This window comes from Vibrio sp. 10N.261.52.A1, assembly GCF_002876325.1.
GTDB lineage: Bacteria > Pseudomonadota > Gammaproteobacteria > Enterobacterales > Vibrionaceae > Vibrio > Vibrio chagasii.
The window spans coordinates 1-11,476 of record NZ_MCYD01000550.1; the positions used below are offsets into that span (position 1 = coordinate 1).

General features: G+C 45.7%; 10 protein-coding genes. 2 read left to right on the top strand and 8 right to left on the bottom strand.

The features are described 5' to 3' along the window. Positions 1–70 precede the first annotated feature (70 nt). Positions 71–991 (top strand): putative sulfate exporter family transporter, encoded by a 921-nt coding sequence (locus BCT81_RS08405; protein ID WP_004739943.1) that lies wholly within the window; start codon positions 71–73, stop codon positions 989–991. A gap of 119 nt (positions 992–1,110) precedes the next feature. Here BCT81_RS08405 and BCT81_RS29280 read toward each other — a convergent pair whose 3' ends face one another. Beyond that, positions 1,111–1,275: a hypothetical protein gene (locus tag BCT81_RS29280; protein WP_008220662.1), complete on the bottom strand. Its 165-nt coding sequence runs from the start codon at positions 1,273–1,275 to the stop codon at positions 1,111–1,113. Between the two features lie 106 nt (positions 1,276–1,381). After that, positions 1,382–2,260, bottom strand: coding sequence for a LysR substrate-binding domain-containing protein (locus BCT81_RS08410; RefSeq protein WP_102423828.1), 879 nt, complete (start codon positions 2,258–2,260; stop codon positions 1,382–1,384). Positions 2,261–2,454: 194 nt separating this feature from the next. Between BCT81_RS08410 and nagE the strand changes: the two genes are divergently transcribed. Beyond that, positions 2,455–3,900: an N-acetylglucosamine-specific PTS transporter subunit IIBC gene (gene nagE / locus BCT81_RS08415; protein WP_198596860.1), complete on the top strand. Its 1,446-nt coding sequence runs from the start codon at positions 2,455–2,457 to the stop codon at positions 3,898–3,900. Positions 3,901–4,010: 110 nt separating this feature from the next. Here the strand turns inward: nagE and menE are convergent, their stop codons facing one another. The 6 genes from menE to BCT81_RS08445 form a co-directional block, all read right to left on the bottom strand. Then, positions 4,011–5,459, bottom strand: a complete 1,449-nt coding sequence (gene menE / locus BCT81_RS08420) for an o-succinylbenzoate--CoA ligase (protein ID WP_102423830.1) — start codon at positions 5,457–5,459, stop codon at positions 4,011–4,013. 52 nt (positions 5,460–5,511) lie between these two features. Then, complete coding sequence (menC, locus tag BCT81_RS08425; RefSeq protein WP_102423831.1) at positions 5,512–6,519, bottom strand: o-succinylbenzoate synthase; 1,008 nt, start codon at positions 6,517–6,519, stop codon at positions 5,512–5,514. A 74-nt stretch (positions 6,520–6,593) separates the two neighbouring features. Continuing rightward, the gene (gene menB / locus BCT81_RS08430) at positions 6,594–7,460 is read right to left on the bottom strand and encodes a 1,4-dihydroxy-2-naphthoyl-CoA synthase (protein ID WP_102423832.1); all 867 of its coding nucleotides are present in this window, start codon (positions 7,458–7,460) and stop codon (positions 6,594–6,596) included. 105 nt (positions 7,461–7,565) lie between these two features. After that, on the bottom strand, positions 7,566–8,363 hold the full coding sequence (menH, locus tag BCT81_RS08435; RefSeq protein WP_102423833.1) for a 2-succinyl-6-hydroxy-2,4-cyclohexadiene-1-carboxylate synthase: 798 nt from the start codon (positions 8,361–8,363) through the stop codon (positions 7,566–7,568). Between the two features lie 9 nt (positions 8,364–8,372). Further along, positions 8,373–10,097 carry a 2-succinyl-5-enolpyruvyl-6-hydroxy-3-cyclohexene-1-carboxylic-acid synthase gene (menD, locus tag BCT81_RS08440; protein WP_102423834.1) on the bottom strand — a complete coding sequence of 575 codons (1,725 nt, stop codon included), beginning with the start codon at positions 10,095–10,097 and terminating at the stop codon, positions 8,373–8,375. Further along, entirely contained in the window at positions 10,094–11,401 is a 1,308-nt protein-coding gene (locus BCT81_RS08445; RefSeq protein WP_102423835.1) for an isochorismate synthase MenF, read from the bottom strand. The genes menD and BCT81_RS08445 overlap by 4 nt, the downstream gene beginning before the upstream one ends. Positions 11,402–11,476 lie beyond the last annotated feature (75 nt).

An 11,476-nucleotide genomic window follows, 5' to 3' on the forward strand; every position in this document is an offset into this window, starting at 1 on the left:
TTACTTATCATCAAGTTAAGCGTATAGTCTTCGCTACGCTGCCATAACCAGAAACGATAAAAACAATATAATGAAAATGAATAAATCCATTCCATTTTATCTCGCTGCTCTATTTTGCTTAACCCCATGGGTAAGCTCACCTACCGCGCTGGTTGTCGGTTTTCTACTTGCAAGCTTAGGCTTGGTACCTGAAAACGTAGAGGTTGGCAAAATCACTAAAAAACTGCTGGCCTACTCAATTGTCGGCTTGGGCTTTGGCATTCAGTTTGAGAAAGCACTAGCGGTGACTGGTGACGGTATTGGTTTGATCATTACCACTATCATCGGCACATTGGTTATTGGCTGGTTCTTAGCAAAACGTATGGGACTGGACCGTACTACTGGTTACCTGATTTCTTCTGGTACTGCAATTTGTGGTGGTAGTGCGATTGCTGCGGTCGCTCCAGCAATCAAAGCAGAAGACGAACAGATTGGTTTAGCATTGGCTACCGTCTTTGTATTGAACTCTGTAGCACTGTTCTTATTCCCGATGATTGGACATGCACTTGAATTGAGCCAACAAACGTTCGGTACCTGGGCAGCCATCGCGATTCACGATACTTCTTCAGTTGTTGGTGCCGCATCTGCATATGGTGAAGAAGCACTGACAACCGCGACAACACTTAAGCTCGCTCGTGCACTGTGGATCATCCCAATCGCGTTGGTCAGCGCAATGATCTTCAAGAGTGATCAAAAGAAGATTACCGTGCCTTACTTCATTTTCTTCTACTGCGCAGCTATCGCAGTCAGCGACTTATTGCCACAGTTTGAAGTGGTATACCAAGGCATCTTTGACGTGTCTAAGCGTGCATTAGTTGTGTGTCTATTCTTGATTGGCTGCGGGATCTCTGTAGAGAAACTGAAAGCGGCGGGACCAAAGCCATTGATGTTTGGTATTACGATGTGGGTGATGATCTCTACAGGTTCGTTAGCTTGGTTGACCCTCGCATAAACCCTACGGAGTTAAATCTCTAACAAAATTACGAAGCTCGAATATCGAAACAAGAAACAAAAAGGCAAAGCTCATATGGGCTTTGCCTTTATCGTTTTTGAAACCTTTTAACCAAATCGCTATTCAAACAGGGGCTTATCACTCTTCTTGCTCTCTCTTTTCATCAAAACCAATACCACAACTAACACAAATGCAGTAAGTTCAGCTAGCGAACGCGTCAGCCCTGACGATGTGATGGCTTGGCCTATCTGCAGTAATACTGCAATGATGAGGGCAATTTTCATAATAAGACCTTATTCTATAATCCGTTATTTATATGGCTTATTATGATGGATGGTTATAAAGATAATAAATTCTGTTTTGAACTATCTAATTGCTAAATTAACTAACCTAGTTCAATTGCCCTTCTAACCACTTGATAAATGTCCTAACTTTAGGCCGCTTTTCGGTACCGAGCGGGCAGATAAGATCATACCCTTTATCTGTCTCCATGCTTGGGTAAGGCGTAATAAGCTCCCCCGTCTCAATGTATTGCTTCACAAAGTGATAGCGCCCCATCGCAACGCCAATATTGAACAAAGCACTCTTAACGCCCATATCTCGGTGACTCACACAATAAAACTGCTCGAACAGATTTACATCCAAGTTGTTGTGCTTAATCCAGCGCTGCCAAACGTCGGAGCCTAACGCATGAATAAAATTAATCCTATGAAGCGAATCCAAACCATCATCAAAGATCTTGTGCTCTGCGGCATAACTCGGCGTACAAACCGGAATGTACTTTTCACCAAAAAGGCGTTGTCGGTGCATATCTTTAAGATCTTCCGCACCGTAATAGATGGCTATATCAAGATGGTTTTGGTGAAAGTCCTGTTCTTCTTGCGAAAAGATATTGAGATTAAATTTAGGGTATCTTTTTTTAAAGTCTGCGAGCCTAGGCAACAACCAGCTGTTAGCAAACGCTGGGCTAGTACCGATATTGATCTGCCCATAGAGATCGGTGTTGGTAATGTCTTCAATCTCACCAAAAATCGAGCTTAACGACTTTGACAAAGTCCGTTGAAAGCGCTGACCTTCTTCGGTCAACTCAAGCTTACGTGTGCCTCGCACAAACAAGTTAAAGCCAAGCTCACCTTCTAACACCTTAATACGATGACTCACCGCTCCTTGTGTTAAATGAAGCTTTTTAGCAGCCAGCGTAAAGCTCATTTTCTCTGCTGCGACATTAAAGGTATGAAGATTTCTAAGTAAAGACTGATGGTTTGCCATAAGCACTCATGCATTAAAAATTTTAATTCATAGTACTACCCGTTTCGTTTGTTTGCATTAAGAAATAAGTTTCTAATAGCCGCAGTTACTTAAAATACTGCATTGATCAATATTTGGTTGCAAATAGTGGTGAGCAGAAACATTAAAAAAATTAATTTAAAAATTTAGGGGCACGTATGAATATACTTGGGTATATGCAAAAAGTAGGTAAGGCATTGATGGTTCCCGTAGCCACACTGCCAGCTGCCGCAATCCTCATGGGTATTGGCTACTGGTTGGATCCTGTTGGATGGGGTTCAGAAAGTATTTTGGCCGCATTCTTGATCAAATCTGGCGGTGCAATCATTGATAACATGGCAGTTCTCTTTGCTGTCGGTGTCGCATTTGGCTTAAGCCGAGACAAAAATGGCTCCGCGGCGCTATCTGGTTTCGTGATGTTCCTTGTCGTCACCACGTTGCTAAACCCAGGCTCAGTCGCACAGTTGCTTAATGTTGAGGCAAGTGAAGTGCCAGCGGCTTTTGGAAAAATCAGTAACCAGTTTGTCGGTATCATCGTGGGTATCATCTCAGCTGAGATCTACAACCGCTACTCGACCGTTGAGCTGCCTCAGGCTCTCGCATTCTTCAGCGGTAAACGCTTAGTTCCTATCCTGACTTCGGTTGCAGGTATGGCGCTTTCATTTGCTCTTCTCTACATCTGGCCTGCAGTTTACGACGCACTTATCGTGCTAGGCATCAAGCTAGAGAGCATGGGCGCAGTCGGTGCGGGTCTATTTGGTTTCTTCAACCGCTTGTTCCTATCCGTAGGTATGCACCACGCACTTTACCCAGTGTTCTGGTTCGACGTTGTTGGTATTAACGACATTCCAAACTTCTTGGGCGGCGCGCAATCTATTGCTAACGGCACTGGTATCCCTGGTAAAACGGGTATGTACCAAGCGGGCTTCTTCCCAATCATGATGTTTGGTCTACCGGCAGCAGCATTGGCGATGTACCACTGCTCTGATACGAAAAATAAGAACCAAGTATTCGCTATCATGCTTGCTGCGGCTATGGCTTCATTCTTCACAGGTATCACAGAGCCGCTAGAGTTCAGCTTCATGTTCCTTGCTCCGGTACTGTTCCTACTGCACGCTGTGCTAACAGGTCTATCACTTTACATTGCGGCAAGCATGGAGTGGATGGCAGGCTTCGGATTCTCAGCAGGATTTGTTGACCTGGTACTGTCTAGCCAAAACCCACTAGCAGTGAACTGGTACATGCTATTGGTGCAAGGTGTTGTGTTCTTCGCGCTGTACTACTGCATCTTCCGCTTCGCTATCATCAAATTCAACCTACGTACTCCAGGTCGTGGTGAAGAGATGGAAGCTGAAGGCGAGACTGCATCTCCTGAAGCACTCGTGAACCTAACTAACAACTACATTGAAGCGATTGGCGGTGCGGACAACATCCTTGAAGTTGATAACTGCATCACTCGCCTACGCCTAACGGTAAAAGACTCTTCAATCGCCGACAGTGACAAACTGAAGAAACTAGGAGCAGCAGGTGTGGTTCCGGTGGGTAAAGGTGGACTGCAAGTTATCATTGGCTTAGGAAAAGTGGATAAGGTCGCAGAACAAATGAAGAAGGCTCTCGCTTAACACGATACCTTTGATGACAAGATAAGATAGTAAGAATTTGTGATGGCTTCACCACCATCACAACCCCCTGAAGCGCAATTACGACTAGTCACCGTGTATTGCGCTTCGTTTTATTTAGAACGAACCTCTTGTAACCACTGCGCCAATCCCGCTCTCGATACCTTGATGCCTAGTTGTTCTTGCTCTGGCATGCGGTAGTAGTCGATAGGCAACTTAAATCGCTCTAGGCTACCTTGTAGCTGTTCGGCAAACCACACTTTGGTTGGCATTTCATCACAATCAATAATCGCAACGGGTCTAAAGCCAAATTCACTGTCTTCAACGGGTATGATAAAGGCTTGCTCAACCTCAGGAAGTTGACTAAGTGCCCTCTCAATTTCTTCACAGTGAATATTCTCACCACCAGAAATAAACTGATTATCGGCTCTGCCAATAATCGACACTTGCTCGCCATCCCATTGACCAAGATCTTTACTATCAAACCAGCCATTCTCATCCACTAGTGGGGTTAAAATACCTTGATAGTAGTAACCAGAAGCGAGGGTATTGCCTCCAATATAGATACGTTGGTTTTCAATTTTCAATTGACGATGACTCAGTACAAAACCGGCAGTGCTGCTCGCATCAACAAGCTTTGCTGTCACCGTTGAGGCCGCTTCCGTCATGCCATAACCAAGCCAAGTCTCAATCCCCATTTGCTGAGCTTCAAGGCCAAGCGCTTCTGGAATATGGCTCCCACCTAACAGCACATGAGTTAAAGTAAGTGCTTGCTTACTCTTTAATAACCTATGTAGCTGAGTAGCAACCAACGAAGCATGGCTACAGCCCTTGATATCGGATTCAAGCTGACCAATACCCATTTTTATACAGCCACCAGCAACGAGCCAACGATGAACAATCGCCAGCCCCGACACATGGTACATAGGTAAACTCAGTAGCCACGTATCACTGCCTTTAAATTGGAAGGCGTCCAGTAATCCGGAAGCTGAATATAGGTGCTGCTCAAGTGTGTGAGCCACCGCTTTAGGGTTTCCGGTAGAACCTGAAGTAAATACGATACTCGCGAGGTTTTGAAGACTGAAACAGGAAAGTTCTGACGTTGCTGCTAGTTTGTCATCAACATTCAGTTTTTTATCAACATTCAAATCACTCAAACAAGGCAATGTAAGTAACTGAGCGTTTGGTTCAGCAAGGTTTGATTGATTTAAACCACTGCTCTCTAGCAACCATAAATAACGTCTAGCCGACGGCTTATAAAGCGATTCAAGCTTTTGTACTAAGCGAAGTGATGGCTGAGGCATAGTGAACGCGCAAAGCACGCCTAGGTTCAGTGCCGCTAGATAAACTGGGAGTACTTCGGCTTGGTTCTTACCAACAATGGTCAACACATCGCCTTCCGAGAGGCCTTGTTCTGATAACTGTTGTTGGTAATCACTCACTAACGCCACAACTTGCAGCCAAGTATAAGCGCAGTTGGGAGTAACGAATGCTGTTTGATGTGGGTTCTGCTGCGCCCACTGTACCCAGAGCGGGTGATGATTAGATTGTGGGCGCATCATAAGATAACCAAGTTAAAGATTGAAAACTGATTAAGCCAACCGAACAATCAGACTATGAAGACCAAATTAGTTGCTGCTGTTCAAGCATCGCAACAGGAAGTTGGCAACCTGGCCATGGCACTTCAAGCTGTTGTTGATACAAACCAATCGTATCAAGCCCCGGCACTTCATTAGGCAAGTACTGCTGTGCCAATCGCGCAATCTGAGTTAAGCCAAGGCTCGACTCAATACTTGAGCTTAGAACAGGCTTAATACCAAGTTGCTGTGCACGCTCAATAATTGCCACACAACGCTCTACCGAGCCGATTAAGGTTGGTTTAATTACCACAGCCTTAACGCCAGTTAAATCACTTAAATCAAACTCAGGATTGCGCACCGCCTCTTGCAGTGTTTCGTCCCAAGCAATTGCTACGCCATGGTCGATGGCAAAGGCCAAGCTATCTTCTGGCTTTTGGCAAGGCTCTTCAATAAAGCTAATGCGCTGACGAAGTGACGGCGAAATGTATTTAATGAACTGCTTCGCTTTTTCAGGCTTCCACGCTCGGTTAGCATCAAGTCTTAGCGTTAAATCAGGAATCGACTCTAGGAATAAGCTAACTAGCATGCCATCACGGATCGCTTCGTAAAGGCCAACTTTGACTTTAGCGACCTTCTCACCTTCCATCTCATTAAGCACTGGGATCAGTTCATCTGGATCACCGGTACATAGAGGCGCAGCTTGGTAGTTGCCTTCCGCATTGAGATCGCCTCGAAGCTCCATCAACGCCATCGAAAAACCAAACGCCACTGACGGATAAAGCTCATCGAATGGGGTGTTAGGTTTGTTATGACTCCAAAGCTCTAGCTCGTTTTGCAATTGAATACCGGCTTGATCGGCATCTTCTTGGCTAAAGCCCGGTAAAGGTGCGACTTCGCCAAAACCAGACTTACCATCACACTCAAGATGGATAATGTAGCCAACACGTTCGTTCAACTTATTATCACGCAGCACCACGCCACTATCCATAGGTAATTGATAACGATACAGTTTAGCGTGACGCTGGGAATTCATTGAATTCATAAGGTTTCCTAAAAAACGGGAGCATTAAAACAAAACGAGCCGCTATTTAGCGACTCATTCTGAAGAGGATAAAACTATGGGTTACGCGGGAATTTGTCGAAATCAGGTCGACGTTTCTCGTTAAACGCATTGCGGCCTTCTTGGCCTTCCTCTGTCATGTAGAACATCATGGTTGCATTGCCTGCTAGCTCTTGCAGACCTGCTTGGCCATCACAGTCAGCATTCAACGCTGCTTTTAAACAACGTAGCGCCATTGGGCTGTGTTGCAGAACTTCACGACACCAACGAACGGTTTCTTTTTCTAGATCAGCGACAGGCACAACCGTGTTCACCAAGCCCATATCCAATGCTTCTTGAGCATCGTAGAAACGGCACAGGAACCAGATTTCACGCGCTTTCTTCTGACCAACGATACGAGCCATGTAAGAAGCGCCCCAACCGCCGTCGAACGAACCCACTTTAGGGCCAGTCTGACCAAATTGAGCGTTGTCTGCTGCAATAGTAAGGTCAGCCATCATATGAAGCACGTGACCACCACCTACAGCCCAGCCAGATACCGCTGCGATTACTGGCTTAGGACAAGTACGGATTTGGCGTTGGAAATCAAGCACGTTCAGGTGGTGAGTACCTGAATCATCTTTGTAGCCGCCGTAGTCACCACGAATACTTTGGTCACCACCAGAACAGAACGCCTTCTCACCAAGACCCGTTAGAATGATTACGCCAACTTTCTCGTCGTAACGAGCATCGGCCAGTGCATTGATCATCTCTTTTACGGTTTGTGGACGAAACGCATTGTGCACTTGAGGGCGAGCAATCGTGATTTTCGCAATACCGTCATCAGACTTGTGGTATTGAATATCTTCATATTGACTGCTTTCATCGCGCCAGTTAACGGCTGCGTAAAGTTCTTCTTCTGTGATGCCTACTGTTTTAGCCATGGTGATTCCCATTGTTCTATTAGAGAGCGCGACTAGCGTAGAGTCGCGACGGTGTTGCTCTGCTTTCTATAGCGCTTGATACGAGAGACTCGCTCAGTCAGTTCATCAACGACTAGCGATACATTGGATAATCAAGTTTGAAAACATTTCTGGTTGTTCAAAATGAACATTATGACCAGCGTAATCAACCTGACTATATTCAAAGCCACTATTCTCAGCTAGCTCCATGAATTTACGATCTTTTTCACCACACACATAATGCAATTGATGCTCATGAGATTTTAATGTGGCACGTAAATCCGGTTGCTTAGCTAACGAAGTAGATAACAACATATTTGCTACGGATACTCCAAGGTTACCACTACGCTTTATGACCAAAGTTTGTCTTTGCTCATGATTTAGTGAAGAAAAGACGCTTTGTTGATACCAATCGTCTAAAACATCTTCAATCGACTGCTGCGCGAAGCGAACGGCCCATTGCGTATCATGTACTAACCTTTGTGCTCTTTCTTCATCACACTCCAAGCCAAAGTTGCCACCTTCGATGATGACTTTCTCTAGGTTAAGAGTTTCAAAGCAAGGGCTTGTCACCCCATACATTGCAAGTCTTCCCCCCATAGAATACCCAATCACCACTATAGGATAATCGGCAGGAAGATCGTTCGCTGCCAATTGATAAGTGATGCACTGAACTATCTTGGTACAGCAATGATCAAAGCCTACTGGGTCGATAAAGCGGCTTTGTCCGTGTCCGGGCAAATCTATGCAAAGACGAGGAAAATCTTCGAGGAAGGGGTGGCATGCACTCCAATCATCCCCGCTTCCGAGTAAACCATGTAAAAAAACAAGCAAAGGTTTGTCAGAAGGTACTTGTGCAGCTGGGTAGTAATTGGAGTAGAGCATGTAAAGTCCTTAGGCTAATGCCTCGGTGAGCATTGAGCTGAATTGCTTCAGCAAAGTAGACGCTTGTTCGGGAGGCGTCTTAACTTCTACGAGCAAAGTACCCTGACCTTGTTCGAAATGTTGTTCGATGAGCGTTTGATAGCAATTCAAGGTTTCTGGTGCCGCATAACCAAGCTGGAATTGCGCAGCAGCATGTTCAAAGCTGAAACCATGAGGCATCTGATATAGAGATTGTTTTTGTTGCTCAGGAACCGGCAACAAATCAAAGATTGCCCCGCCATCGTTATTGGTGACCACAATAACCATTGGCGTTGTATTATGAGTGAGTAGCGCCAGCGAATTGAGGTCATACAACAAAGAGGTGTCACCAATCAGCATCATCAAAGGATTCTGGTTCGCTTTTATCACGCCCGCAGCCGTTGCCACCAAGCCATCAATGCCCGACGCACCACGGTTGCTATAAACTTGAGTCGCAGATATTGATGACAACATATCCACCAGCCTTACCATCAAGCTATTTCCCACAAATAACTCTCTGCCTTTAAGTCTAGACGACAAGTCAACGGCGACGCTCAACTCTGTAAGTTGATCATTATTAGAGATTTGTGCCAATGCCAATTGTTGAACTGTGTTCGCGACTTCCGCCAAAGGTGCCGCCCAACCAGCATGTTCTCCCAACAGCGTTGGTAGATGCTGCTCTGATAACCAATATTCGATATCAGCGACGATGTGAGTTTGAGGCAGATGATCTTGATTAATACGATGCGCATCTGGTGAAACAACGATGTACTGCGATGAACAAAATGTAGCAGCTTGCCCTTTTACCCATTGGTTAAGACGCTTAGAAACGATGCGCTCACCAAACTGGATAATAAAGTCACACTGGCTAAGCTGTGCTTTGGCTGCGTCACTTTGCATCCACAGATCATAGTGTTTCCAGTCACTGCTGACACCCGATTGAGGGTCACAGAAAACTGGCCAGCCCAAAGCTGTCGCAAACTGCTTGGCTTTAATTGCAGCTTCATTCTTGATAGAACCAATAATCACTGCGCCTTTACGAGCGACATAATCACTTGCTGAAACAGGCTGAGCGTTTAAATGGCTCGGTAAATAAGTGTTGGAGTAAAGGCTGGTTGAAGCTCTCCAAGCTGCCACGCTCTTTGTATAATACGCATACATCTCGGCGCTATTAGCGGAATAAAGCGGTTCTGGGAACGGACAGTTGATATGAATAGCCCCACCGACGCTGCGCTGTTTCGCCAGTGCGTTATCAACCGACGTCAAAAGCCAATTCAAAGAAACTTGTGTCGTTGGGCTTGGAAGGTTTAGTGCCGTTTCAACGTGAGACGAAAAGATACCCTGCTGCTGAATAGCTTGGTTAGCACCACAGTCGACTAAATCAATCGGTCGATCAGAGGTAAGCAAGATTAGCTTTTCTCGCGTTAATCCAGATTCAGCGGTCGCTGGTAGAAGGTTAGCTACGGCAGTTCCAGACGTAACAATCACCGCAACTGGCTTGTTGCTCGCTTTAGCTAAGCCTAAAGCCAGGAAGCCAAGCCCACGCTCATCAAAATGCGTGTGTAAGGTTAGCTTAGAGTTAGCTTCGGCTTCGAGTGTTAATGGTGTTGAACGAGAGCCTGGAGCGATGCAAACATGTTCAACACCGCTGCGGACAAGCTCTTCAAGTAATGTGTTACACCAAACTCTGTTTAATACAGCTTGGTCGTGACTCATGATGCCACACCCAATGGTGGGTGATCAGAGATTAGGCTAAGCAAGGTCGACATCTTCTTATTCAGTTCTTGCCACTCATGTTCAGCTACCGATCCAGGCACGATCCCCGCACCTGCAAATAGCTGTACTTGATCGTTTACAATCAATGCACTTCGAATCGCCACACAGAATTCCGCTCGTTGATGACTGATGTAACCGACAGAGCCGGCATACCAGCCTCTAGCAAACGGTTCGTGTTCAAGAATGAAGTCCATTGCTTCTTTACGCGGTAGTCCTGCTACTGCTGCTGTAGGTTGTAAAGCGGCAAGCAACTGAACGCCATTAACGCCGTTATTAAGCTGCGCGTGAATATTGCGTTTTAGGTGCTGCACCTTACGCAGACGAACCAGACGCGCTTCTTTCTCTACGTGTACGGATTGTGAATGAGGCGTTAGACGCTCAATGATATCGTCGACCACATATTGGTTCTCATTGAGGTTTTTAGTGTCTTGAGAAAGCCAATTGGCTAGCTCCATATCCTCAGTCGCGTTTTCACCACGACCAATGGTCCCAGCCAGTGCTTCCGTATCGAGCTCAGTGCCATGTCGGCTATATAGGCGCTCAGGCGTCGAGCCAATAAAGCTGTGTTTCGAATCCAGTACCAGCATAAAGTGGAAGCTGTGATGATTTTGCAGATAACTCGCTTTAAGGAGTTGAGCGGCACAAATAGGCGCGTCAAGCTTTAGCGTCGTTTTACGCGCCAAAACCACTTTCTTATATTCTTCGTCACTGATGCCTTGGAGTACCTTCTCTACCAAACCACCCCACTGTTCTCTTTCTGGAACGTGGTTAATCTGTTCAATATGCGCAGACAAGGGAGCCAATATCGCAGCATCAACAGACAGCCTATTCAGAGCATTAATCGACGCAACGCGATCAGGTGATAAGTTAACGGCCAGCGACCAAGTGTCGTCAAAGCGGATCAATTCTATCTGAGGAAGAAAGAAGAAAGACTCCATGCAACGGCGATTCTTTTCAGTGTGGCCGTCAAATGAACGTCCACCCCAGATTCGCTGGTCTTCACCAAGAATCGCATACGCGGGTGCTGGATCTGAAAATGTGTGTAACTGGCCAAGCGCAACCACCTCTTCACGAGTGTCGCGTGACTGCCAGTAGAACTTAGGAAAAAGCGGTTGAGCATGAAGCCATTCGATAAATGCAAACGATGGTTTTTGCGTGAGAACTTCAACACAACGAACTTCGCTTGCTTGGGCATTTTGTACTCGCTCAATCAAAGCGGAGATAGTTTGCTGGAAATGTGACAAATCGACCTCGTTCACATCTAAATTCTTATTATATTAGTTTGATACTTTATGGCTAGCACCCACTTAGATCAAGAA

Excerpts from the sequence above, each read along its gene's own strand:
- BCT81_RS08405 (WP_004739943.1), top strand. The coding sequence starts at position 71 with ATGAAAATGAATAAATCCATTCCATTTTATCTCGCTGCTCTATTTTGC.
- BCT81_RS29280 (WP_008220662.1), bottom strand. The coding sequence starts at position 1,275 with ATGAAAATTGCCCTCATCATTGCAGTATTACTGCAGATAGGCCAAGCC.
- BCT81_RS08410 (WP_102423828.1), bottom strand. The coding sequence starts at position 2,260 with ATGGCAAACCATCAGTCTTTACTTAGAAATCTTCATACCTTTAATGTC.
- nagE (WP_198596860.1), top strand. The coding sequence starts at position 2,455 with ATGCAAAAAGTAGGTAAGGCATTGATGGTTCCCGTAGCCACACTGCCA.
- menE (WP_102423830.1), bottom strand. The coding sequence starts at position 5,459 with ATGATGCGCCCACAATCTAATCATCACCCGCTCTGGGTACAGTGGGCG.
- menC (WP_102423831.1), bottom strand. The coding sequence starts at position 6,519 with ATGAATTCAATGAATTCCCAGCGTCACGCTAAACTGTATCGTTATCAA.
- menB (WP_102423832.1), bottom strand. The coding sequence starts at position 7,460 with ATGGCTAAAACAGTAGGCATCACAGAAGAAGAACTTTACGCAGCCGTT.
- menH (WP_102423833.1), bottom strand. The coding sequence starts at position 8,363 with ATGCTCTACTCCAATTACTACCCAGCTGCACAAGTACCTTCTGACAAA.
- menD (WP_102423834.1), bottom strand. The coding sequence starts at position 10,097 with ATGAGTCACGACCAAGCTGTATTAAACAGAGTTTGGTGTAACACATTA.